Consider the following 22,872-nt stretch of genomic DNA (forward strand, 5'->3'; position numbering starts at 1 on the left):
CATACCTCAATCCAGCTGGATCAACGGGCCATCCTCGGCCACCAGTTGGCGCAACGGGCGGAACAGCTCGTTTCCCTCGCCCTGCCCGAGCAGCAGCACGTTGCGCAGGCTCTGGGTGATACGGCTGACATAGCCCAGATCATTCATCAGCGAACTGGCCTGCTGGCCATCCAGCCGACGCTCGCGCACGGCGGCGAACAGGCGCTGGCGAAAGCCACTGTCGAAGGCTGCCGCCCCTTCGTCGAACTGCCGCAGGCGCTCGTCCAAGAGCGTATCGGGCAACTCGAGCCGACCCAGCTCGCGTACCTCGTGAAGCACGCCGAGCAGATGTCGACGCAACTCGACATAGCTCTGGCGGGTGCTGCTGTCAGCTTGGCGCAAGTAGCAGCCGAGATTCTTCTGCAAGTGCTTGGCATCTTTCACCGCGTCCACCAGTTGCAGCGCCGCCAGCTGGCAGCTGACCCAGAAGTGCTGATGCGCCTCATCGAGGCTGACTTCCAGGCGACTCATGAAACTCAGCAAGTCGCTGTACACACCCTTGATATGCCGCTGGTAGAGCTGCTCGGCATCCAGCGCGCGGGGATCGGGGCGGGCGCTCAGCAGGCGTTCGTCCTGGCGGCTACGCTCGAGCTGATCCACCGGCACATAGAGCGCGTGGCAAATCACCTCCAGGCTGAGACGGGCCAGGTGCTGCAACTCCAGCACCACCGCTTGAGCCGCGCTGTCGGCACTGGCCAGGGCACTGTCGTCGAGATAACGCGCGCGCGTCCGCTCAGTCGCCGGCTCGGCCAGTTCGGTGATCAGCACCTGGGGTTCTTCGTGGTCCGGCAGCCAGCGTTCCAGCAGGCCCGCCAGCGCACCCTGCCACGGCCAGAACAGGCTCACGCCCATGGCATTGAACAGGGTATGGAACAGCGCCAGCTGAATCAGCAGGTTGCCGCCAAGGCCCAGCGGCGCCGTCAGCCACTGCACCAAGATCGCCAACGGCACCAGCAGAGCCAGTGCCAGGGCACCGCTGGTCAGATTGAACAGCACATGCGCCAAGGCCAAGCGCTGCCCGGCGCGGGAGCCACCGAGGGCGCCGATCACCGCCGTTACCGTACTGCCCAGGTTTGAGCCGATGGCGATTGCCAAGCCCTGCTCCAACGCCAACTGGCCCCCGGCCAGAGCCGTCAGGGTGAGCATCAGGGTGGCATGGCTGGACTGCAGCAATACCGTGATCAGCAAGCCTGCGCCAGTAAACAGCAGATGGCCGGCAATACCGGGAAGCTGGTACTGCAGGGGGTCGAAGTCGCCGGCCACGCTGGAGAAGCCGGCCTTCATCTGGTCGATGCCAAGAAACAGGAACGCCACGCCCAACACCACCCGGCCGACAGCAGGCCCTCGCGGACCAGTGAAACTGCCGAGCACGCCAAACACCAGTAGAGGCAACGCCAGGGGGCCGAGACTGACGTTCTGCCCAGCCAGGGCCAGCAGCCAGATACCGCTGGTGGTGCCCAGGTTGGCACCAAACAGGATGGCGATTCCCGCCGCCAATTGGATCAGGCCGGTACTGAGGAAGGCGATGGTCAGCAGCGACACCAGCGAACTGGACTGCACCAGCATGGTGGCGCTCACGCCGAACATCAGGCTTTTGAAGGGCGTGGCAGTGCTCAGCGCCAGCAGGCGCTCCAGTTTTCCGCCGGCCAGCTGGCGCAGCCCCTCCTCGAGGCACTGCATGCCGAACAGGAACAGCGCCAGGCCGGCGCACAGGCCAAGCCAGCCGGCACTGAACCAGAAGCTCAGGGCCAGCAGGGCAAACAGGAAAATCCAGCTAAACGACCGTAATCGCAGAAGCAGGCCGCGGCCGGCGTCAGGCATTCAGTGTGCGTTCAAGCGCAATCACTGGCGCTTGTTGTAGCCATCCCCGGTGCACCCCAGGCAGCGCACGAAGGCCGCCTTGCCCGGCTCGACCACCAGGGCCCGGCCGGCATCACCAATACCACCACCGGTAGCGGCGAACGGCAGCGCCACGACAAATACACCGGCACCGATCACGGTGGCAGCGATTAGCAAGGGACGAGCAATCAACAGATCCGCCACCATCGAGAAGGCGTCTGGCGCCTCGGCAGTGTAGAGCGGATCGCCACTGGCGTTTTGCACCACTTCCGCCTGTGCCGGCAGCGCCAGCAAGCCAGCGGTCAGCGCCAGGACAACAGCGGTTGAGGGAAACAGTTTCATCGGGGCGATCCTTCAGCTATTAGGAGGCAGTGCCAGTAACTATAACAGTGCTCTTGAAATTGTCAGCGTGACGCCCGTCAATCGCATGAAAAGCGTTCGCGAGTTTTTTCACAACCGCTCAGCGGTTGTGAAAATATCGAGCGCCGTCGCGAGGCCGTCTCCAGGCGTTCGCGGCAAGGCGCGATGCATGAAAAGCAGGGGCGTTTAATGAGCTAAATGACCCTGCTTTTCACGTCGCGCAACGCCGCTGCGGTCGTTTGGAGGCGGCCGCAGTAGGCGAGCGTTTTTTCACAACCGCTCAACGCTGGCAGCGTGGGCAATAGACACTGGCGCGCTGCCCCAGTTTGAGTTCACGCAGGGTCGTGCCGCAAATTTTGCAAAATTCGCCGCCGCGCCCATAGACGAACAACTCCTGCTGAAAATAACCCGGCTGACCGTCGCCACCGACGAAGTCCCGCAAGGTGGTGCCACCGCGCTCGATGGCATGGACGAGGATGCGCTTGATCTGCGCGCCCAGGGCCATATAGCGCGCCCGGGAAATCGAACCGGCTTCGCGGCGCGGATCGATACCGGCGGCGAATAACGCTTCGCTCGCATAGATATTACCGACCCCGACCACCACGGCGTTGTCCATGATGAAGGGCTTGACCGCCATCGAACGACCACGCGATTGCTGATACAAGCGCTCGCCGTCGAACGACTCGGTCAGCGGTTCCGGACCGAGTTTGCTGAGCAGCACGTGATGCAAGGGATCAGTGCTCCAGAGCAGCGCTCCAAACCGCCGCGGATCGGTGTAACGCAGCGCCAGACCGGACTCCAACTCGATGTCCACATGCTCATGCTTGGCCGCCGGCAGGCCACACTCAACCAGGCGCAGGCTGCCGGACATGCCCAGGTGGCTGATCAAACTGCCGGTCTCGGCCTTGATCAACAAGTATTTGGCCCGTCGCTCGACACACTCGATGCGCTGCCCTGACAAGCGCACATCCAGGTCTTCCGGGATCGGCCAGCGCAAACGACGCTCGCGCACAATCACTTGGGTAACCCGCTGACCTTCGAGAAAGGGAGCGATACCGCGGCGGGTGGTTTCGACTTCAGGCAGTTCAGGCATGGGCAATCAATCGAGCAGACACACTGGATGGCGGGCGTCTACCTTAGCAGGAAACCGCCCCGACCCAGGCGTTGGCGATGCCGGCGAACAGTCCGGCAACGAACGCCTGGCGGGCATCACTAAGCGGGTCGAGGACGCATGAAAATGACCAAGTCTCGACATCGCGAGGCTCTATCCGCCGGGACAAAACACCGCTCCATGTGCGCAAACCAGCCCGACGGGCCGGTTTGGCGCGAGCCGATCAGGCGTCGCTGTCGGCAGTCGCCTTGTAGGCGGCCGCATCCAGCAGTTTGTCCAGCTCGCTGGCATCGCTTGGCTTGAGCTTGAAGAACCAGCTGGCATAGGGATCGCTGTTGACGCTCTCGGGCTGTCGGCCAGATCCTGGTTGATCGCGATCACTTCGCCGCCCACCGGCGTGTAGATATCGGATGCGGCTTTGACCGACTCCACCACCCCGGCCTCCTGCCCGGCAGTCAGGGTCTTGCCGACTTCCGGCAGCTCGATGAAGACCACGTCGCCCAAGGCTTCCTGGGCGTGATCGGAGATACCGATGGTGACCGTACCATCGGCTTCCAGACGGGCCCATTCGTGGCTGGTGGCGTAACGCAGATCGGCGGGAATAGTGCTCATGTGTCGTTCCTCGTAAGACATGACGGCGACCGCGCCGTCAGGAGAATTTAGCAGGGGTTGGCCTTAGAGGGGGCTTACAAAAGTAGCGCGCGATGACCTGGCAAGGCGAAATCAACCGAAACGCAGCGCAGCGGAGTAACAGCCGCAGGCTGGCCCGTAGGGCGAGCGAAGCGAGTCAAAAGCGGAATGTACGAGGAGTACATGAGCATTTTGACTGGGCTCGCACTCGAGGCTGATTTCAACGCGGCATGGTCAAGCGCAGTAATTTGTAAACACCCTCTTAGCGAAATCAAGTCATTGCAACATAGCGCACACAGCCGCACCCAGCGGGTGACGGCATTCCCAGTTCCATCTAGGTTACAGGCTTGACGCAGCCTGCAGTCGCGTTCAGATCAGGGCCTTGCCATGGCGGACAAACATCGGTTTGATCACCCTGACCGGATACCATTTCCCGCGAATTTCCACCTCGGCGCGCTCGCCAGTGGCGGTCGGTACGCGCGCCAGGGCGATGGACTTACCGAGGGTCGGGGAGAAGCTGCCGCTGGTGATTTCACCCTCGCCCAGGCCTTCAACCCGTACCACCTGATGGGCGCGCAGCACACCACGCTCCTCCAGCACCAGGCCGACCAGCTTGGACTGGACACCCGTATTTTTCAGCTCTTCTAGCACCTTGCGCCCGACAAATTGACGCCCGGCCGGTACCCAGGCGATGCTCCAGGCCATGTTGGCCGCCAGCGGCGTAACGTTCTCGTCCATGTCCTGGCCGTACAGGTTCATCCCGGCCTCCAGGCGCAAGGTATCGCGTGCGCCCAGGCCGATCGGCGATATGCCGGCGCCGACCAGGTCATTAAAGAATTCCACGGCCTGATCGGCCGGCAACATGATCTCCAGACCATCCTCGCCGGTGTAGCCGGTGCGGGCGATAAACCAGTCGCCTTCCGCCAGGCCCTGGAACGGCGTGAGTTCGTGGATCAGCGCGGCGCGGGCCTGGGTCACCAGCTCGCAGGTCTTGGCGCGGGCATGCGGGCCCTGGATCGCGAGCATGGCCAGTTCGCTGCGCTCATGCAGTTCGACGGCGAAGGCGCCACTCTGCTGACGCATCCAGGCTAGATCCTTGTCGCGGGTAGCGGCATTGACCACCAGACGATAGCCGCTCTGCCCCTCGGCGGAGTCGGTGAGGTAGACGATCAGGTCGTCAATCACCCCACCTTGCTCGTTGAGCATGGCGCTGTACAGGGCCTTGCCGGAGAGGTGCAGACGCTCCACGTCATTGGCCAGCAGGTGCTGCAGATAGGCCTTGGCCTGACTGCCGCCGACATCGATCACGCACATGTGGGAAACGTCGAAGACCCCACAATCGCGACGCACCTGGTGATGTTCCTCGACTTGCGAGCCATAGTGCAGCGGCATATCCCAGCCACCGAAATCGACCAGCTTGGCACCCAAGGCGAGGTGCAGGTCATACAGAGGGGTGCGCTGTCCCATGGGTGTCTCCTTCCGGGCTTGGCAGAGCTGCGGGCAAGTGCTGAACCCGGCTGAGCCCTTTGCAACAGGGCGCTGGCCCGGGCTATCGCAATGACGCTCCGCAGCGAATGGCGCGCATTGTAGCCGCAAGACCGCCGCGGGTCATCTTGGCCGTTGGCCGTACTCTCCGCGGCCGAACGGTGGACTGTTCGCTGCGCTCATGAGCGGCCGGCGTCCCGGTCCGCCCCCTAGCTGATCCGCCGCGCCGAACGGCGGATCAGCAGGATCACCGGCAGCAGACCGACCAGCACCAGGGTCAGGGCCGGCAGCGCGGCACGGGCCCATTCGCCCTCGCTGGTCATCTCGAACACCCGCACCGACAAGGTGCCCCAGCCGAAGGGGCGCATCAGCAAGGTCGCGGGCATTTCCTTGAGCACATCGACGAACACCAGCAGCGCCGCCGACATCGCCCCCGGCACCAGCAGCGGCAGGTAGACCCGGAAGAACAGGCCGATGCCGCCGACCCCCAAGCTGCGCGAGGCTTCCGGCAACGATGGCCGGATCCGCGCCAGGCTGTTCTCCAGCGGCCCGTAGGCCACCGCAATGAAGCGAATTAGATACGCCAGCAACAAGGCTGACAGGCTGCCGAGCAGGATCGGCTTGCCCGCGCCGCCGAGCCAACTGGACAGCGGAATCACCAGTTCGCGATCGAGGAAGCTGAAGGCCAGCATGATTGCCACCGCCAGCATCGACCCCGGCAACGCATAGCCGAGATTGGCCAGGCTCACGGTCGAGCGCATCAAGCGAGTCGGTGCCATACGCCGGGCAAAAGCCAGCAGCAAGGCCACAGTGACCGTGATCAACGCGGCCATGCCGCCGAGGTAGACGGTGTGCAGAATCAAGGCGGTGTAGCGCTCGTCCAGATCGAAACGGCCGCGCTGCCAGAACCACACCAGCAACTGCAGCACGGGAATGACGAAACCACAGGCGAACACCAGGCCGCACCAAACGCTGGCGGCCAGTGCCTGGCCACCCTTGAGGTGATAGAGCGCCTTGACCCGGGGCCGCTCGTTGGCCGGACGCACGGCACCGCGAGCGCGGCGCTCGCCATAGAGCACCAGCATCACCGCGAGCAACAGCAGGCTGGCCAGTTGGGTGGCACTGGTCAGGCTGTAGAAGCTGTACCAGGTCTTGTAGATGGCCGTGGTGAAGGTATCGAAATTGAACACCGATACGGCGCCGAAATCGGCCAGAGTCTCCATGATCGCCAACGCCAGGCCCGCACCGATGGCCGGTCGCGCCATTGGCAGAGCCACCCGCCAGAACGCCTGCCAGGGGCTCTGCCCGAGCACCCTTGCCGCTTCCATCAGGCCTTTGCCCTGAGCCAGAAAAGCATTACGCGCCAATAGGTAGACATAGGGGTAGAACACCAGCACCAGGACGATGATCACCCCGCCGGTGGAGCGCACCCGCGGCAGACGCAGGCCAGCGCCAAACCAGTCGCGCAACAAGGTTTGCACCGGCCCGGCGAAATCCAGCAGACCGACGAAGACAAAAGCCAGGACATAGGCAGGAATGGCGAAGGGCAACATCAGCGCCCAATCCAGCCAACGCCGCCCAGGGAATTCGCAGAGGCTGGTCAGCCAGGCCAGGCTGACGCCGAGCACAGTGACCCCGATCCCGACACCGAGCACCAGCATCAGGGTGTTGCCGATCAGGCGCGGCAGTTGGGTTTGCCACAGGTGCGCCCAGATTTGCCGATCCACCTCATGCCAGCTGAACAGCAGCACACTCAGCGGCAGCAAGACCAGCAGGGCAACGGCAAAAGCGATGGGATACCAGCGACGCTGGGCAGGAAGGGCCACGCACAATCCTCGAAACTATTTTCTCGACGGCATAAACACAACGCCCCGGACTAAGCCGGGGCGTGGAGTATAACTGCAGCCTAAAGCAGGAAACCGAAGCGATTCTGCCGTTGCCGCTCAGACACTGACCTGGATCAGTTCCAGCCGGCGCGATCCATCAGCATGGTCGCTTCGGCCTGACGCCTGCCGGCCACTTCCAGAGGGATGCTGTCGGCCTTGAAGTTGCCCCAGGCAGCCACTTCAGCGGACGGCGCGATCTGCGGGTTGGCCGGGAACTCCTGGTTCAGGCTGGCAAACAGGCCCTGGGCGTCCTCGGTGGTCATCCACTCCAGCAGCTTCAGTGCGGCCTCGGGGTGCGGTGCGTGCAAGGTGACACCGGCACCGGACAGGTTGACATGCACACCGCGGTCGGCCTGGTTAGGCCAGAACAGCTTGGCCTTCAAGTCCGGCTGCTGCTTGTGCAGGCGGCCGAAGTAATAGGTGTTGACGATGCCGACATCACACTGGCCAGCGTCGATCGCCTGGATCAATGCGGTATCGTCCGCGAATACATCGGTCGCCAGATTGCTGACCCAGCCCTTGATGATCGTCTCGGCTTTTTCGGCGCCGTGGGTCTCGATCAGGGTGGCCGTCAGTGACTGGTTATAGACTTTTTTGCTGGTACGCAGGCACAGACGGCCTTCCCAGTTCTTGTCGGCCAGGGCTTCGTAGGTCGACAGTTCCTGCGGCTTGACCCGCTCGGTGGAGTAGACGAGGGTCCGCGCACGCAGCGACAGGCCGGTCCAGGCGCCGGTGCTGGAGCGATACTGAGCAGGGATATTGCTCGCGATCACCTGGGAATCGAGCTTCTTCAGGACGCCCTCCTGCTCGGCCTGCCAGAGGTTGCCCGCATCCACGGTGATCAGCATGTCGGCCGGGGTGTTCTCGCCTTCGGCCTTCAGGCGAGCCAGCAGCGGCGCTTCCTTGTCGGTGATGAACTTCACCGCTACACCGGTCTTGGCGGTATAGGCGTCGAAGACTGGCTTGATCAGCTCGTCGATACGGGCGGAGTAGACCACCACTTCATCGGCAGCCTGGACGGCGCCGGCCAGCGCAGTGAGGGTGAGAGCGGCAAACAAACGCTTACTTACCTGCATGAATCCTGCCTCTTGAGCGAAGGTGAGTCGAAAGATTAAATAATAGTGAATGTCATTTCGTTTCTCAACCATTGTTCGCCCCGCAGACGTAATCCGCCATGACCTAGGTCAATCTTCGCCAACCTTTTAATCCGCAACACCGTGCGCCACGCCTTTTGCAGGCGCAGTGACGGGTGACACAGGGAAGGTGTTGCGACGGCTTCAGGCGCGCGCCAGTTCCGGCAGATCGCCGCTGAGGCCCAGCGCCTGGCGGACGAACAGCGCCTTGGCCTCGGGCAATTCGTCGACCCAGTTGAGGCCGGCGTTGCGCAGCCAGCGCAGCGGTAATGGATCGGCCTGGAACAGCCGCTCGAAGCCCTCCATCGCCGCCATCATCGCCAGGTTATGCGGCATGCGCCGACGCTCGTAGCGGCTTAGCACGCGCTCATCGGCCAGACGCTCACCACGCGCCAGGGCATGCAGCAGCACCTCGGCCAGCACTGCAGCGTCGAGAAAGCCCAGGTTGACGCCTTGCCCAGCCAGCGGATGGATGCTGTGCGCGGCATCGCCGATCAGCGCCAGCCCATCTTCGACGTAGCGCTTGGCATGGCGCTGGCGCAACGGGATGCACAGCCGCGGATCGGCGTGCAACACCTCGCCCAGGCGATGTTCGAAGGCCTTGCCCAGCGCGACACAGAAACCGGCGTCGTCCAGCGCCATCAGGCGCTCGGCTTCACTCGGGGTGGCCGACCAGACGATCGAACACCAGTGCTCGCCTGGCGTTGAAGCCAAGGGTAGAAAGGCCAGCGGACCGTCGTCGGTGAAGCGCTGCCAGGCCGTGGCCTGGTGCGGCTGGGCACAGCGCACACTGGTGACGATGGCATGGTGCAGGTAATCCCACTCACGAGTGGCGCAACCGGCCAGGCGGCGCACCGCCGAGTTGGCGCCATCGGCGGCGATCAGCAAGGGCGTACGCAACTGGCGGCCATCGGTCAGGGTCAGCAGCCAGTCGTCGCCGGAACGGCGCAACTGCTCCAGGCGGGCATTGTTCAGCAGGCCGACATTGCCCTCGTGCAAACGCTCGAGCAAGGCGTCCTGGACCACACGATTCTCGACGATATGACCGAGCGTCTCGGCATGCACGCTGGCCGCACTGAAATGAATCTGCCCGGTACCGGAACCGTCCCACACCTGCATCTCGGCATAGGGACTGCTGCGGCGCGCGGCGACGCCCTGCCACACGCCAAGACGCTCGAGCACCCGTTGACTGGCGATCGACAGCGCACTGACCCGCGGTTCGAAGGGAGCGGCAGGATCGAACGGCTTGACGCTGAGCGGCCCGCCGTCGATCAGGAGAATGTCCAAGCCCTGCTCTTGCAGGGCCAACGCCAGGGCGCTGCCGACCATACCGGCACCCACGATGATTAGATCCGCACGCATGTTGATTCCTTAAACTGCCTGTCGGGCACGGGGCTTGAGCCGTACGTACAAGGTTTTATGCACCCGCGCCACCAGGGTTCCGGCGCCGTCACGCACCTCGACCTGCAGCTCGGGCAGGTATTTTTCGCCGGCGGCGGTCTGCGCACGGATGTCTTGCAACAGCTCGGCGCCGACGCTGAAGTCTGCATACACCGGGCCCTTGCCCGGCGCGATGAAGTCAATGTGGGCGGCCTTGTCCCAGACGATATAGTCGCGCCCGAGGTTCTCCATCAGCATCAGCATGAAAAACGGATCGGTCATCGAATACAGACTGCCGCCGAACTGGGTGCCCACATAATTACGGTTGTACCAGCTCAGGCCCATCTTGACCTGCACCTGACGGAAGTCCGCACTGATATGCCGCACCCACACCCCGGCGCCCAGGTAGGGCGGATAGATATTCATCGCCCAGCGCAGCATGCGCGCCTTGCGCGCCAAACGGCGAGCCGTCATTGCCTAGCGCTCCATACGGGTGCCCAGGCCCATGGCCTGGCGAGCGAACCAGCGTTTGGCCGGTGGCAGCAGATCCAGGCCCAGCAGGCCCAGGCCGCGCCCGGCGGCCAGCAGCGGCTCGCCACTGCTGAACAGGCGAGTGACCTGATCGGAAAAACCCACGGTCAATTGCTGGTCGACCCGCTGCCGTTGCAGATAACCCTGCAAGGTGGCCAGATCGCCCAGCGGCGCACTGCTGGCCTGAAGCGTCTCGGCCAACGCCAGGGTATCGCGCAGGGACAGGTTATAGCCCTGCCCGGCAATCGGATGCAGGCTGTGCGCGGCATTGCCGAGCACCACCAGATGGGAGCGCACCTGCTCTTCGGCCGCGGTCAGCGCCAGCAGGTACAGATGCCGCGCACCGACCTGGCGCAAGGCGCCGAGACGATAACCGAAGGCCTGCTGCAATTCCTCGAGAAAGCCTGCCTCATCCAGCCGCAGCAAGCGTTCGGCGTCTGCCGTTGAGCGAGTCCAGACCAGCGCACAGCGCTTGTCCGCCAGCGGCAACATGGCCATCGGCCCGTCTGCGGTGAAGCGCTCGAAGGCCTGCCCTGGTGATCGTCCTGCGGACTGATATTGGCAATCAGCGCACTCTGGCCGTAGGGCCTGTGGCTGACGCCTATGCCCAACTGCTCGCGCAAGCCGGAGCGGCCACCATCGGCCAGAATCGCCAGATCGCACTCCAGGCTGGACTCATCATCCAGGGTCAGTCGATAACCCTTCTCCAGCGCATCCAGGCGAGTCACCTGCGCCGGAGTGCGCCAACTGACCACCTGCTGATCCAGGGCCTGCCACAGGCACTGGCCCAACCAGGCGTTTTCCACCACATAGCCCAGCGCCGGCACGCCCTCGTCCTTGGCGCGCAGGCGCGCCGCGGCAAAGCGGCCGCGATCGGAGACGTGGATCTGCAGTATCGGTTCGGCGCGCTCACTGATGGCCTGCCACAAGCCAAAGCGCTGGTAGATCAGCCGCGTGCCGTAGGACAGCGCGGTAGATCGCGCATCGTAGCTCGGCTGATAGCCTGCGCCCGGCGCAAAAGGTTCGATCAGGCTGATGCGCCAGCCGCGCGCCTTGGCCTCGCCCTGCAGGGCCAGGGCCAGGCTGGCGCCGACCAGGCCGCCGCCGATGATTGCCAGATCGACTCGCTGCATGGATTCAGGCCGCCACTGTGGGTGCGGCGGCCATCAGCGCCTCGATCTCGGCGACGGTTTTCGGCACGCCAAGGCTAAGCACCTCGCAACCGTTCTTGGTCACCACCACGTCATCTTCGATGCGCACACCGATGCCGCGCCATTTCTTCGCCACACTGGTGTTATTCACGGCGATGTAGATGCCCGGCTCGACGGTCATGGCCATGCCGACTTCCAGCACCCGCCACTCGCCACCGATCTTGTAGTCGCCGACATCGTGCACATCCATGCCCAGCCAGTGGCCGGCACGGTGCATGTAGAAGGGTTTGTAGGCCTCGGCGGCGATCAGTTCGTCGACCTCGCCGTGCAGCAAACCCAGCTCGACCAGGCCGGCAGTGATCACCCGCACCGTGGCTTCATGGGCTTCGTTCCAGTGCTTGCCGGGGCCGATATGCTTGAACGCCTCTTCGTTGGCGGCCAGCACCAACTCGTAGATGGCCTTCTGCTCGGGCGAAAACCTGCCGTTGACCGGAAAGCAGCGGGTGATGTCGCTGGCATAGCAGTCGATCTCGCAACCGGCGTCGATCAGCACCAGGTCACCGTCTTTGAGCGGCGCATCGTTCTCGTGGTAGTGCAGGATGCAGGCATTCTTGCCGGCCGCGACGATCGAACCGTAGGCCGGCATCTTCGCCCCACCCTTGCGGAATTCGTAGTCCAGTTCGGCTTCCAGGTGGAACTCATGCAGGCCGGCACGGCTGGCCTGCATGGCGCGCACATGGCCGCGCGCGGAAATCTGCGCGGCCTCCTTCATCACCTTGACCTCGTTGCTCGATTTGTACAGGCGCATGTCGTGCAGCAGGTGGTCGAGGGCGACGAACTCGTTGGGCGGCTGCGCACCTTGACGCGCCTTGGAGCGGATCACGTTGATCCACTCCATCAGGTGGCGGTCGAACTCCTGGTTGGTACCCATGGCGTAGTACACGCGCTCGCGGCCTTCGATCAGACCGGGAAGAATGTCGTCGATGTCGCCAATCGGGAAGGCATCGTCGGCGCCATAGTGGCTGATCGCACCGTCCTGACCGGCGCGCAGGCCATCCCACAGCTCGCGCTCGGGAGAGCGCTCGCGGCAAAACAGCACGTATTCGCCATGTGCGCGGCCGGGAATCAGCGCGATCACCGCCTCCGGCTCGGGAAAGCCCGAGAGGTACTGGAAGTCGCTGTCCTGGCGGTAGACGTGCTCGACGTCGCGGTTACGGATATACACCGGCGCCGCCGGCAGAATGGCGATGCTGTTGGGTTCCATCTGCGCCATCAACGCCTTGCGTCGACGGACGTATTCCGACTTGGGGATGCTGATCATGGGCAGGTTGGATCCATTTCTAATGCGTAAAAAATCAGTGCAGCGACGGTTTGGCGGCCGCGGCTACAGGCTTGGTGCATTCACTGAACAGCAACAGCGGGGCCACCCGCAGGTATTCCATCACTTCCATGTAGTCGTTCTCGCCATCCTCCGACTCTTCCAGGGCGTTCTGCACCTGGGCAATGGCCGAGAGGTCCTGCAGCACCTCCATTGCCTCGGCGCTCAGGGCGCTCTCACGTGCGGTCAGGCCGAAGCCGCCGAGAAAACCCTGGCACCACTGGCCAATGGCCGCGGCACGCTCGCCCAGCGGCGCGTCGTCGGACGGCAAGAGCAGCACCACCGTGACCTCGTCACCGCACAGCTCGCCCTTGACCATCTCCTGCAAGCCAAGCAGCGCCTGGCGCACGTTATCTTGCGGGGCAGCGCCGAGCAGCTCGGCGGCATCCACCAGCCAGGCGTCGATATCGAAGCCGGCGCCGGCACAGCTGCGACCCAGCAGCAGGCCATGCAACTCGGCCGGGGAAACGGGATGACCGCTGTTGGCGAGCAGCGCGGCGAAAGCGGTATAAGGAGAACTTGAAGTCGGCATAGATCACTAGGCGCCAAGCGGCGCAATCACTAGAATGAAGGCCTCGTATCCTAGCACCGGCAGACGCGCCAAGACCATCCAAGGCCGGCGCAGGTTTGACCTCGTTCAGGTACAAGCCTATATAGTCCGGTTAATCCTTGCCTTAGCGAGACCCCATGGAAGACGTCGACCTGCACGCCCTCACGACCAAGCTGGACCAACTGATCCAGCGCGTCGAGCAGCTCAAGGCCCGCAACCGGGTTCTCCTGGCACATGAACAGGCCTGGCGCGAGGAACGCTCCCATCTAATCGAAAAGAACGAAATGGCCCGACACAAGGTCGAATCCATGATTTCGCGCCTCAAAGCCCTGGAGCAGGACTCATGACCCAGTCGAATACCGTTACCGTCCATATTCTCGACAAAGAATATTGCATCGCCTGCCCGCCGGGCGAACACGCCAACCTGGAAAGCGCCGCGCGCTACCTGGACGGCAAGATGCGTGAGATCCGCAGCAGCGGCAAAGTCATCGGCGCCGACCGCATCGCGGTGATGGCCGCACTGAACATCACCCACGATCTGCTGCACCAGCAGGACGACCTGGACAACTTGGGCCAGCAAACGACCTCGACCCGCGACCATGTGCGCGACCTGCTCGCACGCGTCGACCATGCCCTGGCCAATGATGACGATGACAATGGCCAAGCTCGCTAATTACGGCGCAGTGGTTTCAGGTATACTTGCCGCTGCTCCCTGGAGTGTGCGCCAGTTGGTGATGTCCCTGAGCCGATACGCACAAACCCGGGGGTTGCATGTTGGGGCCGGTGTGCATGTCCGCCTGACGGAAAGCCTTAACGCCTCCTGCAACCTCCACCTTGAACTTTCGGGTTCAAGGGCTAAGCCGACAGCGGCACGTCGGGGAGTCTTTCTTTCACACCTGCGGCCCTCTGCCGGCCACAGGTGCCTCGCCTGATCATGCTCGATTCAGTCGACCTGTCCCGCCCGAAATTACGCCGCCTACTGCGGCAAAAACGCCGCGCCCTCAGCCCTCAAGCGCAACACCGAGCCGCCCGTCAACTGTATCGGCAGCTGGTGCAACACCCGTTGTTTCGGCGCGCCAGACACATCGCCCTGTACCTGCCCAACGATGGCGAAATCGACCCCAGACCGCTGTTACGCGCCGCTCAACGCCGAGGCAAAGCCACCTACCTGCCGGTACTCAACGCCTGGCCGCGCAGCAAAATGGTGTTTCAGCGCGTGCGTCCGCACGAAACCCTGAAACCCAATCGTTTCCGCATCCCCGAGCCCCGCCACAATCGCGCGCAGCAACGCAAGGTATGGGCACTGGATCTGGTGTTGCTACCGCTGGTCGGCTTCGACCGCCACGGCGGACGCATCGGCATGGGCGGCGGCTTTTACGATCGCAGCCTGGCGTATCGCGCAGTGCGCAAAAAATGGCACAAGCCGACCTTATTGGGCCTGGCGCATGAATGTCAGCAGGTAGATCGGCTGGCGCTGGCCAGCTGGGATGTGCCGCTCAAGGCGACGGTGACGGATAAGGCGTGGTACTGAGCGACGTTGATGGCACCGCGATCCCTGCGGCGCATGGCGGATCAAGGTTGTTGGGTGACACTCACGGGCACATCACCCTGGCGCTCCCATTGGCTCTGGGTGTAACCCGTAGTAACCACGCCCAGGCTGAACAGGACGACTAATACCCACAAAAGATCTGGTTTACGTTTCATTGGATGCCTCCCCCTTCGAGGCATGCTGCGCACGGTGGACCGGCGGCTTTATTTTTATCGGTCGCTCTAAGTGTCTGGCGCAATGGCCGGCATTGTCTGCCTACTGCCACAACCAAGCAATTTCTGGCGCCAAACGGTCGCCAGCTGCGCGCACGACCATCAGCTCGCAGCAAGGACCGACTTTACGGAGCAAAGTTCATGCCTAATTGGCTGATGAAATCGGAACCTGACGAACTGTCGATCCACGACCTGCAGCGCCTCGGCCAAGCCCGCTGGGATGGCGTACGCAATTATCAGGCACGAAATTTTTTGCGCAGCATGCAGATTGGCGAGCAGCTGTTCTTTTATCACTCCAGCTGCCCCGAACCGGGCATCGCCGGTATCGCCCGCATCAGCAGCCTCGCCTATGCCGACCCGACGGCGCTGGACCCGCACAGCCATTACTTCGACGCCAAGGCCAGTAGTGAGAAAAATCCCTGGAGCGCGGTCGACGTGACCTTTGTCGAAATCTTCAGCCGGCTCATTCCACTGGCCGAACTGAAGGCGCAAAGCGCCTTGTTGGAACTGCCCCTGGTACACAGAGGTAGCCGTCTGTCGGTGATGCCGGTCAGTGCCGAACAATGGGCGGCAATCCTCGCGCGGCGCTGAGCGAACCCTGGCGCAGGGAACCGGCGCTGCGCGATGACAGCAACGACTCATCGCGGATCCAGCCCATGCGGCGCTGGCAGCAGTGCTCCTGGGCCTGGGCCTGGTCAGCCTGCTGCTCTGGCAGCGGCGGCTGACCGCCCAGCAGGAGCGTGTCGCCGAACGCGTCGACTACCAGGCGCACAACCTTGCCCGGCAACTGGAAGCCAACCTGCACGATCAGGTCGCCGGCCTGCGCCGCATCGCCCTGCAGTGGGATTACCGCGGGCGCATACCGCTGGATGAATGGCTGCTCGACAGCCGCTTCTCACTCGAGCGCGTCAAGGGCTACCAGGCGATCCAGTGGCTCGGTGCCGACCTGGCGATGCGCTGGATCGAGCCCCTGCAGGGCAACGAAGCGGCGCAGCAATTTCGCCTGACCCCGGCCCACCAGAACCGCGACATCCTGCATATGAACCAGGCCACCTACAGCAGCCTGGGCTACAGCGCAGAAGCGTTCCGCAAACGGCTCAAGCAGGATCCGGAACACCTGCTGCCGGGCGATCACGACTGGCTGGAGGGCGTACGCCAAGCCCAGCACGATAAGCTGACGAGCATCTTCCAGCAGAAGATGCGCAGACGCGACGGCAGCGAACAGGCCGCGGAGATCAGCGTACAACTGGTTCGGATTAACGATCACGAATACCTGACTGGAGTAACTCGCGACAACAGCCAACGCCTGCAACTCGAAGCGCAGCTGCAACGCCTGTCGCAGTAGGACGGCTTGACCGGCCTGTACAACCGACGTTTTTTTCGACAGTGAACTTAACAGCGAGTGGCGCCGCTTGCGCCGCCAGGGCGCCTCGCTGACCCTGCTGATGCTGGATATCGATTACTTCAAGAGCTACAACGACCAACTCGGCCATCTGGCTGGCGATGATGCACTACGCCAGGTTTCCGAGATCCTGCACACGAGCCTGCAGCGCGAGACCGTCAGCGCCTGCCGCTAAGGCGGCGAGGAATTCGCCATCATCCTCGCCGATACCGGACTGGAGGGCGGCATGCATGTCGCCTAACGGGTACAACGACGACTCGAAGCGCTGAACCTCGCCCACCCGGCCAACCCGCTGGAGCGCCTGCCCCTGAGCATTGGCCTGGCGGTTGTCGAACCAGGCAACGGCGAGTCGCCGGAGCTGCTGCCAGCACACTGCGACCAGCCGCTTTACCGCGCCAAGCACGAGGGACGCAACCGCATCTGCGTCTGGCAGGACGAGACGTGAGGGAAGGTGTCGGTCCGCGAGACCAACACAGCCTATCCCTCATGCCCCTTCAGCCGTAAACCTGCGGCCACTTTGTCGCCTTGAGCGCTGGCGTTACTGGATGATCAGGTTGTTGAACAACAGGTCGTCCACCAGGGGCTGGCCTTCTTCCTGATTGAGCACATCCTGCACCTGCTTGAGCGCTTCCTGACGCAGCACCTCTTTGCCGCCGGCCACCCCGATGCTCGCCTCGGTTTGCTGGGAAAACAGCATCACCAGCTGATTGCGAATCAGCGGCTCGTGGTGTTTGACCTTGGTCTCGGCTGCAGCGCCGCTGACCCGCAGCGCGATATCCGCCTTGAAAAACTTGAGCTTGGGCCCTGCACCGAAATTACCCACCAATGCCGGCACCAGGCTGACATAGGCAACCGCCGGCGGTGCGCCCTCTTCCGGCTCTTTCTCCGCTTCCTTGGCAAATGCCATCACGGGCAGGGACAGGGCCAACAACAGTGCTATCCAGACTTTCACAGGGGGTATTCCTCCACAGGGCCGCCTAGCATAGCCATAGCTGGGCCGCAGCCCAAGCCCTGGCGCGCGTGAAATAGCCCGCATACTTATGCCGCGCCATCAGACACGACCATGCTCGTTGACCGAACGGCCCTCGCCTCTACACTGCAAAACCATCATCCGCAGAGGAAAAGCCCGATGAAAGCCATGCTGTGCAAAGCCTTCGGCCCCGCCGAAACCCTGGTACTGGAAGAAATCGCCAGCCCCGAAGCGAAGAACAACGAAATCCTGCTCGACGTGCACGCGGCCGGGGTCAACTTCCCCGACACCCTGATCATCGAGGGCAAATACCAGTTCAAGCCGCCCTTCCCCTTCTCCCCCGGTGGCGAAGCCGCGGGTGTGGTGGCGGCGGTGGGCGGGAAGGTCAGTCACCTGCAAGTCGGCGACCGGGTGATGGCCCTGACCGGCTGGGGTAGCTTTGCCGAACAGGTCGCAGTTGCGGGCTACAACGTCATGCCGATCCCGCCGAACATGGACTTCAGCAGCGCCGCCGCCTTCGGCATGACCTATGGCACCTCGATGTACGCGCTCAAGCAACGCGCCAACCTGCAACCGGGAGAAACCCTGCTGGTACTCGGCGCCTCCGGTGGCGTCGGTCTGGCGGCGGTGGAAATCGGCAAGGCCATGGGCGCCAAGGTGATTGCCGCGGCGAGCAGCGCAGAGAAGCTGGCCGTGGCCAAGGCCGCTGGCGCCGACGAACTGATCAACTACAGCGACAACAACCTGAAAGATGAAATCAAGCGCCTGACCGGCGGCAAGGGTGCCGACGTGATTTACGATCCGGTGGGTGGCGACCTGTTCGACCTGGCCATCCGCAGCATCGCCTGGAATGGCCGCCTGCTGGTGGTCGGCTTCGCCAGCGGGCGCATCCCCGAACTGCCGGTCAACCTGGCCCTGCTCAAGGGTGCCGCCGTGGTTGGGGTGTTCTGGGGCTCTTTCGCCCAGCGCCAGCCGCAGGACAACGCCGCCAACTTCCAACAGCTGTTTGCCTGGCATGCCGAAGGCAAGCTCAAGCCGCTGGTCTCGCAAACCTTCCCGCTGGAGCAGGCCGCCCAAGCGATCGACACCCTCGGCCAGCGCAAGGCAGTCGGCAAGGTGGTGGTGCAGGTACGCTGAGCCTTAGGGTGGATGACGCTCTTTCTTTCATCCACCCTACCGAGCCTGACGGGGGGGGTCGGTGAAGCGCGCGCCACCCTACGCACGCGGCGCGTAGGCGAACACGTCGGCGCGCATCTGCCGGGCATCCATGCCGGCTTCGACCAGCGCGTCCAGGGTCGCGTAGACCATGGTCGGCGAGCCACTGGCATACACATGCAATGGCTTGAGATCGGCGAAGTCCTCGCGCACCGCCTCGTGCAACAGCCCGCAACGGCCCTGCCAGCCGCACTGATCGCTGACCACCTGGTGCAGAAACAGGTTCGGTAACGACTGCCACTCGACCCAGCAGGGCAGCTCATAGAAATCTTCCGGCCGCCGCGCGCCCCAGTACAGGTGTACGGGATGGGGGAAGCCGGCCGCGCGGCAGTGCTCGATCAGGCTGCGCATCTGCGCCATGCCGGTACCGGCGGCGATCAACACCAACGGACCGTCCGGCAACTCGGCCAGATGGGTGTCGCCAAACGGTGCTTGTATCCGGGCGAAGCCCTGTGTGCGCAGGTGCTCGATGACCGCGATACTGGACGGGTCACGCGCCAGAATATGCAACTCCAGCTCACGCCCGGACTGCGGCGCCGACGCCAGGGAAAAGGCGGCGTACTCGCCCTCCGCCCGCTGCAGCAGCAGATACTGGCCGGCGTGATAACGCGGCAACTTGCCGGCCGGTGCACGCAGGCGCACCCGGAACACGTCGCCACCGGCGTCGTGGCATTCGATCAGTTGGCAGTTCAACTCGCGCACCGGCAGTTCGCCTGGGGCCAGCACGCCATCCCAGAGCAGCACACACTCCTGCTCGGGCTCGGCCAGGCAGGCGAACACCTCGCCATGCTCAAGGGTTTGGCCTGCCTGACGCACCCGACCGTTGACCAACAGGGCCGCACAAATATGACAGTTGCCATTGCGACAGCTCTGCGGGCAGTCGTAACCGAGCCGGCGCGCCGCATCGAGAATGCGCTCGCCACGTTCGACTTCGAGTACGGCACCTGAGGGTTGCAGGGTAACTTTCATAGCGTTTTCAATCCAAAGCACACACCCGCGGCCTGGCCCGGGTTGCGCACGCATTGCAGTAAGCGCGGCCGCAGCCGCACAGATATCCAGCCATGGCGCATCAGTCGATCCCCAACTGAGCCCAAAGATCGTCGACCCGGCGCTTGACCGCCTCATCCTGAACGATCGCCCGACCCCATTCGCGGCTGGTTTCACCCGGCCATTTGTGGGTGGCGTCCAGACCCATTTTGCTACCCAGGCCGGAGATCGGCGAGGCGAAATCCAGGTAATCGATCGGGGTGTTTTCGATCAACACGGTATCGCGCTTGGGATCCATGCGCGTGGTGATGGCCCAGATCACATCATTCCAGTCGCGCGCATTGATGTCGTCGTCGGTGACTATGACGAACTTGGTGTACATGAACTGTCGCAAAAACGACCAGACGCCAAGCATTACCCGCTTGGCGTGGCCGGGGTACTGTTTCTTGATGGTCACCACCGCCATGCGGTACGAGCAACCTTCGGGCGGCAGGTAGAAGTCGGTGATTTCCGGGAACTGCTTCTGCAGGATCGGCACGAACACCTCGTTCAGCGCCACCCCGAGAATCGCCGGTTCATCCGGCGGCCGGCCGGTATAGGTGCTGTGGTAGATCGGCTTCTGCCGGCGGGTGATGCGCTCGACGGTGAACACCGGGAAGCGGTCCACCTCGTTGTAGTAGCCGGTGTGGTCGCCATAGGGACCTTCATCGGCCATCTCGCCGGGATGAATCACCCCTTCGAGGACGATCTCGGCGCTGGCCGGCACCTGCAACTCACTGCCCCGGCACTTCACCAACTCGGTGCGGTGGCCGCGCAGCAAACCGGCGAAGGCGTATTCGGACAGACTATCCGGCACCGGGGTAACCGCACCGAGGATGGTCGCCGGATCGGCGCCCAGGGCCACGGCCACCGGATAAGGCCGATCCGGGTACTTCTCGCACCAGTCACGGAAATCCAGAGCACCGCCGCGATGGCTGAGCCAGCGCATGATCAGCTTGTTGCGGCCGATCACCTGCTGGCGATAAATGCCGAGGTTCTGCCGTTCCTTGTTCGGCCCCTTGGTGATGGTCAGGCCCCAGGTGATCAGCGGACCGACATCGCCCGGCCAGCAGGTCTGCACCGGCAACTTGCCGAGGTCGACGTCGTCGCCCTCCTCGATCACTTCCTGGCAGGGCGCGTCTTTCAGCACCTTGGGCGCCATGGCCAGCACCTTCCTGAAGATCGGCAGCTTCGACCAGGCGTCTTTCAGGCCTTTCGGCGGCTCGGGTTCTTTCAGGAACGCCAGCAACTTGCCAATCTCGCGCAACTCGCTGACCTCTTCCGCGCCCATGCCCAGCGCCACCCGCTTGGGCGTGCCGAACAGATTGCCGAGTACCGGCATGTCGAAGCCCGTGGGGTTTTCGAACAGCAGCGCCGGGCCGCCCTTGCGCAGGGTGCGGTCGCAGATTTCGGTCATTTCCAGCACGGGAGAAACCGGCGTCTGGATGCGTTTGAGTTCGCCGCGCTGTTCCAGTCCGCGGATAAAGTCGCGCAGGTCGCGATACTGCATGCAGGAGCCTCGTGTCGGGCATACCAGTCGGGGCGCAAAGTTTAGCGCCGAACTGGGTTATTCAGAAGGATTGGCAGTGCGCAGACACACAAAAGCCGGGTTTCCCCGGCCTCTGCGAGACTCGCGCGACTTACTTGCGACGCATCGACAGGAAGAACTCTTCGTTGGTCTTGGTCGCTTTCAGCTTGTCGATGAGGAACTCGATGGCGGCGACTTCGTCCATCGGGTGCAGCAGCTTGCGCAGGATCCACATGCGCTGCAATTCGTCTTCGGCGGTCAGCAACTCTTCGCGGCGGGTGCCCGAGCGGTTGATGTTGATCGCCGGGAACACGCGCTTCTCGGCGATACGACGATCCAACGGCAGCTCCATGTTGCCAGTGCCTTTGAATTCCTCGTAGATCACCTCGTCCATCTTCGAGCCGGTTTCCACCAGCGCGGTGGCGATGATGGTCAGCGAGCCGCCTTCCTCGATGTTACGCGCCGCGCCGAAGAAACGCTTTGGCTTCTCCAGGGCGTGGGCGTCGACACCACCGGTGAGGACCTTGCCGGAGCTCGGGATCACGGTGTTGTAGGCGCGCGCCAGACGGGTGATGGAGTCGAGCAGGATGACCACATCTTTCTTGTGTTCGACCAGGCGCTTGGCCTTCTCGATCACCATCTCGGCAACCTGCACGTGGCGGGTTGGCGGCTCGTCGAAGGTGGAAGCGACCACTTCGCCGCGCACGGTGCGCTGCATTTCGGTCACTTCTTCCGGGCGCTCGTCGATCAGCAAGACGATCAGGTGGCACTCAGGATTGTTGCGCGCGATGTTCGCCGCGATGTTCTGCAGCATGATGGTCTTGCCGGCTTTCGGCGGCGCCACGATCAGGCCGCGCTGGCCCTTGCCGATCGGCGCGCAGAGGTCGATCACCCGGCCGGTGATGTCCTCGGTGGAGCCGTTGCCGGCTTCCATGATCAGACGCTTGGTGGGGAACAACGGCGTCAGGTTCTCGAACAGAATCTTGTTCTTGGCGTTCTCTGGGCGATCGTAGTTGATCGTATCGACCTTGAGCAGCGCGAAGTAACGCTCGCCTTCTTTCGGCGGGCGGATCTTGCCGACGATGGTATCGCCAGTACGCAGGTTGAAGCGGCGGATCTGGCTCGGCGACACGTAAATGTCATCGGGGCCGGCGAGATACGAGGCATCCGCGGAGCGGAGGAAGCCGAAACCGTCCTGGAGAATCTCCAGCACGCCATCACCGGAGATTTCCTCACCGCTTTTAGCGTGTTTTTTCAACAGCGAGAAAATCACGTCCTGCTTGCGCGAACGGGCCATGTTTTCCAGGCCCTGTTGTTCGGCGAGTTCCAGCAGTTCGGTGATCGGCTTTTGCTTGAGTTCGGTCAGATTCATAGGAATGACGTAATCATGAAGGAGGGGAAATAAGCTATTCAGCTTGGGAGGCCGCGCCGCTAAAAGGCGATTGGATCGCCAGCGTGTATCGAAGGTATTCGCGTAGGAATCCGTCGGCGACGGCT

General features: G+C 63.2%; 20 protein-coding genes, 1 other RNA gene and 3 pseudogenes. 8 read left to right on the forward strand and 16 right to left on the reverse strand.

The window, feature by feature from the left end:
- Positions 1 to 6: 6 nt before the first annotated feature.
- The 12 genes and pseudogenes from B2D37_RS16835 to B2D37_RS16890 all read right to left on the reverse strand — a co-directional run bounded on the left by B2D37_RS16835 (position 7) and on the right by B2D37_RS16890 (position 13,455).
- Positions 7 to 1,860: a Na/Pi cotransporter family protein gene (locus B2D37_RS16835; RefSeq protein WP_079203771.1), complete on the reverse strand. Its 1,854-nt coding sequence runs from the start codon at positions 1,858 to 1,860 to the stop codon at positions 7 to 9.
- Positions 1,861 to 1,881: 21 nt separating this feature from the next.
- Complete coding sequence (locus B2D37_RS16840) at positions 1,882 to 2,220, reverse strand: multidrug transporter (protein ID WP_079203772.1); 339 nt, start codon at positions 2,218 to 2,220, stop codon at positions 1,882 to 1,884.
- A 298-nt stretch (positions 2,221 to 2,518) separates the two neighbouring features.
- A complete protein-coding gene (gene mutM, locus B2D37_RS16845) occupies positions 2,519 to 3,331 on the reverse strand; it encodes a bifunctional DNA-formamidopyrimidine glycosylase/DNA-(apurinic or apyrimidinic site) lyase (RefSeq protein WP_079203773.1) in 813 nt (270 codons plus the stop codon).
- 241 nt (positions 3,332 to 3,572) lie between these two features.
- Positions 3,573 to 3,961: pseudogene (gene gcvH, locus B2D37_RS16850) on the reverse strand (glycine cleavage system protein GcvH).
- A gap of 387 nt (positions 3,962 to 4,348) precedes the next feature.
- Positions 4,349 to 5,446, reverse strand: coding sequence for a glycine cleavage system aminomethyltransferase GcvT (gcvT, locus tag B2D37_RS16855; protein WP_079203774.1), 1,098 nt, complete (start codon positions 5,444 to 5,446; stop codon positions 4,349 to 4,351).
- Positions 5,447 to 5,673: 227 nt separating this feature from the next.
- Entirely contained in the window at positions 5,674 to 7,290 is a 1,617-nt protein-coding gene (locus tag B2D37_RS16860; RefSeq protein WP_079203775.1) for an iron ABC transporter permease, read from the reverse strand.
- Between the two features lie 134 nt (positions 7,291 to 7,424).
- Positions 7,425 to 8,426: an extracellular solute-binding protein gene (locus B2D37_RS16865; RefSeq protein WP_079203776.1), complete on the reverse strand. Its 1,002-nt coding sequence runs from the start codon at positions 8,424 to 8,426 to the stop codon at positions 7,425 to 7,427.
- Positions 8,427 to 8,627: 201 nt separating this feature from the next.
- Entirely contained in the window at positions 8,628 to 9,845 is a 1,218-nt protein-coding gene (locus tag B2D37_RS16870; RefSeq protein ID WP_079203777.1) for a 2-octaprenyl-3-methyl-6-methoxy-1,4-benzoquinol hydroxylase, read from the reverse strand.
- A gap of 9 nt (positions 9,846 to 9,854) precedes the next feature.
- Positions 9,855 to 10,337, reverse strand: coding sequence for a DUF4442 domain-containing protein (locus B2D37_RS16875; RefSeq protein WP_079203778.1), 483 nt, complete (start codon positions 10,335 to 10,337; stop codon positions 9,855 to 9,857).
- Positions 10,338 to 10,340: 3 nt separating this feature from the next.
- Positions 10,341 to 11,527 (reverse strand): annotated as a pseudogene (ubiH, locus tag B2D37_RS16880) (2-octaprenyl-6-methoxyphenyl hydroxylase).
- Between the two features lie 4 nt (positions 11,528 to 11,531).
- On the reverse strand, positions 11,532 to 12,866 hold the full coding sequence (gene pepP / locus B2D37_RS16885) for a Xaa-Pro aminopeptidase (RefSeq protein ID WP_079203779.1): 1,335 nt from the start codon (positions 12,864 to 12,866) through the stop codon (positions 11,532 to 11,534).
- Positions 12,867 to 12,900: 34 nt separating this feature from the next.
- Positions 12,901 to 13,455 carry a YecA family protein gene (locus B2D37_RS16890; RefSeq protein ID WP_079203780.1) on the reverse strand — a complete coding sequence of 185 codons (555 nt, stop codon included), beginning with the start codon at positions 13,453 to 13,455 and terminating at the stop codon, positions 12,901 to 12,903.
- A gap of 155 nt (positions 13,456 to 13,610) precedes the next feature.
- Here B2D37_RS16890 and B2D37_RS16895 point away from each other — a divergent pair, with 155 nt between their 5' ends.
- The 7 genes and pseudogenes from B2D37_RS16895 to B2D37_RS24235 all read left to right on the forward strand — a co-directional run bounded on the left by B2D37_RS16895 (position 13,611) and on the right by B2D37_RS24235 (position 17,081).
- The gene (locus B2D37_RS16895) at positions 13,611 to 13,820 is read left to right on the forward strand and encodes a TIGR02449 family protein (protein ID WP_079203781.1); all 210 of its coding nucleotides are present in this window, start codon (positions 13,611 to 13,613) and stop codon (positions 13,818 to 13,820) included.
- The gene (locus tag B2D37_RS16900; RefSeq protein ID WP_079203782.1) at positions 13,817 to 14,146 is read left to right on the forward strand and encodes a cell division protein ZapA; all 330 of its coding nucleotides are present in this window, start codon (positions 13,817 to 13,819) and stop codon (positions 14,144 to 14,146) included. Before B2D37_RS16895 ends, B2D37_RS16900 begins: the two co-directional genes overlap by 4 nt.
- 33 nt (positions 14,147 to 14,179) lie before the next feature.
- Positions 14,180 to 14,358, forward strand: a non-coding RNA gene (gene ssrS, locus B2D37_RS16905) — 6S RNA.
- Between the two features lie 49 nt (positions 14,359 to 14,407).
- On the forward strand, positions 14,408 to 15,004 hold the full coding sequence (locus B2D37_RS16910) for a 5-formyltetrahydrofolate cyclo-ligase (protein WP_079203783.1): 597 nt from the start codon (positions 14,408 to 14,410) through the stop codon (positions 15,002 to 15,004).
- Positions 15,005 to 15,375: 371 nt separating this feature from the next.
- Positions 15,376 to 15,825: an EVE domain-containing protein gene (locus tag B2D37_RS16915; protein ID WP_079203784.1), complete on the forward strand. Its 450-nt coding sequence runs from the start codon at positions 15,376 to 15,378 to the stop codon at positions 15,823 to 15,825.
- 82 nt (positions 15,826 to 15,907) lie between these two features.
- A complete protein-coding gene (locus tag B2D37_RS24230) occupies positions 15,908 to 16,579 on the forward strand; it encodes a PAS domain S-box protein (protein ID WP_371915406.1) in 672 nt (223 codons plus the stop codon).
- Positions 16,580 to 16,646: 67 nt separating this feature from the next.
- Positions 16,647 to 17,081: pseudogene (locus B2D37_RS24235) on the forward strand (diguanylate cyclase).
- A 93-nt stretch (positions 17,082 to 17,174) separates the two neighbouring features.
- Here the strand turns inward: B2D37_RS24235 and B2D37_RS16925 are convergent.
- Positions 17,175 to 17,588, reverse strand: coding sequence for a flagellar basal body-associated protein FliL (locus tag B2D37_RS16925; protein ID WP_079203785.1), 414 nt, complete (start codon positions 17,586 to 17,588; stop codon positions 17,175 to 17,177).
- A gap of 177 nt (positions 17,589 to 17,765) precedes the next feature.
- Here B2D37_RS16925 and B2D37_RS16930 point away from each other — a divergent pair, with 177 nt between their 5' ends.
- The gene (locus tag B2D37_RS16930) at positions 17,766 to 18,743 is read left to right on the forward strand and encodes an NADPH:quinone oxidoreductase family protein (RefSeq protein WP_079203786.1); all 978 of its coding nucleotides are present in this window, start codon (positions 17,766 to 17,768) and stop codon (positions 18,741 to 18,743) included.
- Positions 18,744 to 18,821: 78 nt separating this feature from the next.
- Here the strand turns inward: B2D37_RS16930 and B2D37_RS16935 are convergent, their stop codons facing one another.
- The 3 genes from B2D37_RS16935 to rho form a co-directional block, all read right to left on the reverse strand.
- Complete coding sequence (locus B2D37_RS16935) at positions 18,822 to 19,790, reverse strand: CDP-6-deoxy-delta-3,4-glucoseen reductase (protein ID WP_079203787.1); 969 nt, start codon at positions 19,788 to 19,790, stop codon at positions 18,822 to 18,824.
- 100 nt (positions 19,791 to 19,890) lie between these two features.
- A complete protein-coding gene (gene ubiD, locus B2D37_RS16940; RefSeq protein ID WP_079203788.1) occupies positions 19,891 to 21,357 on the reverse strand; it encodes a 4-hydroxy-3-polyprenylbenzoate decarboxylase in 1,467 nt (488 codons plus the stop codon).
- 130 nt (positions 21,358 to 21,487) lie between these two features.
- A complete protein-coding gene (rho, locus tag B2D37_RS16945; protein WP_079203789.1) occupies positions 21,488 to 22,747 on the reverse strand; it encodes a transcription termination factor Rho in 1,260 nt (419 codons plus the stop codon).
- Positions 22,748 to 22,872: the final 125 nt, after the last annotated feature.

The sequence above is a fragment of the Pseudomonas sp. CC6-YY-74 genome (assembly GCF_002025205.1).
In the GTDB taxonomy this organism is placed as follows: Bacteria; Pseudomonadota; Gammaproteobacteria; order Pseudomonadales; family Pseudomonadaceae; genus Aquipseudomonas; species Aquipseudomonas paeninsulae.

What these genes read in the sequence shown, in the direction of transcription:
- pepP (WP_079203779.1), bottom strand. Translation starts at nt 12,866, where the DNA reads ATGATCAGCATCCCCAAGTCGGAATACGTCCGTCGACGCAAGGCGTTG.
- gcvT (WP_079203774.1), bottom strand. Translation starts at nt 5,446, where the DNA reads ATGGGACAGCGCACCCCTCTGTATGACCTGCACCTCGCCTTGGGTGCC.
- ubiD (WP_079203788.1), bottom strand. Translation starts at nt 21,357, where the DNA reads ATGCAGTATCGCGACCTGCGCGACTTTATCCGCGGACTGGAACAGCGC.
- B2D37_RS16840 (WP_079203772.1), bottom strand. Translation starts at nt 2,220, where the DNA reads ATGAAACTGTTTCCCTCAACCGCTGTTGTCCTGGCGCTGACCGCTGGC.
- B2D37_RS16865 (WP_079203776.1), bottom strand. Translation starts at nt 8,426, where the DNA reads ATGCAGGTAAGTAAGCGTTTGTTTGCCGCTCTCACCCTCACTGCGCTG.
- B2D37_RS16910 (WP_079203783.1), top strand. Translation starts at nt 14,408, where the DNA reads ATGCTCGATTCAGTCGACCTGTCCCGCCCGAAATTACGCCGCCTACTG.
- B2D37_RS16915 (WP_079203784.1), top strand. Translation starts at nt 15,376, where the DNA reads ATGCCTAATTGGCTGATGAAATCGGAACCTGACGAACTGTCGATCCAC.
- B2D37_RS16890 (WP_079203780.1), bottom strand. Translation starts at nt 13,455, where the DNA reads ATGCCGACTTCAAGTTCTCCTTATACCGCTTTCGCCGCGCTGCTCGCC.
- B2D37_RS16835 (WP_079203771.1), bottom strand. Translation starts at nt 1,860, where the DNA reads ATGCCTGACGCCGGCCGCGGCCTGCTTCTGCGATTACGGTCGTTTAGC.
- rho (WP_079203789.1), bottom strand. Translation starts at nt 22,747, where the DNA reads ATGAATCTGACCGAACTCAAGCAAAAGCCGATCACCGAACTGCTGGAA.
- B2D37_RS16870 (WP_079203777.1), bottom strand. Translation starts at nt 9,845, where the DNA reads ATGCGTGCGGATCTAATCATCGTGGGTGCCGGTATGGTCGGCAGCGCC.
- B2D37_RS16935 (WP_079203787.1), bottom strand. Translation starts at nt 19,790, where the DNA reads ATGAAAGTTACCCTGCAACCCTCAGGTGCCGTACTCGAAGTCGAACGT.
- B2D37_RS16930 (WP_079203786.1), top strand. Translation starts at nt 17,766, where the DNA reads ATGAAAGCCATGCTGTGCAAAGCCTTCGGCCCCGCCGAAACCCTGGTA.
- B2D37_RS16895 (WP_079203781.1), top strand. Translation starts at nt 13,611, where the DNA reads ATGGAAGACGTCGACCTGCACGCCCTCACGACCAAGCTGGACCAACTG.
- B2D37_RS16875 (WP_079203778.1), bottom strand. Translation starts at nt 10,337, where the DNA reads ATGACGGCTCGCCGTTTGGCGCGCAAGGCGCGCATGCTGCGCTGGGCG.
- B2D37_RS16900 (WP_079203782.1), top strand. Translation starts at nt 13,817, where the DNA reads ATGACCCAGTCGAATACCGTTACCGTCCATATTCTCGACAAAGAATAT.
- mutM (WP_079203773.1), bottom strand. Translation starts at nt 3,331, where the DNA reads ATGCCTGAACTGCCTGAAGTCGAAACCACCCGCCGCGGTATCGCTCCC.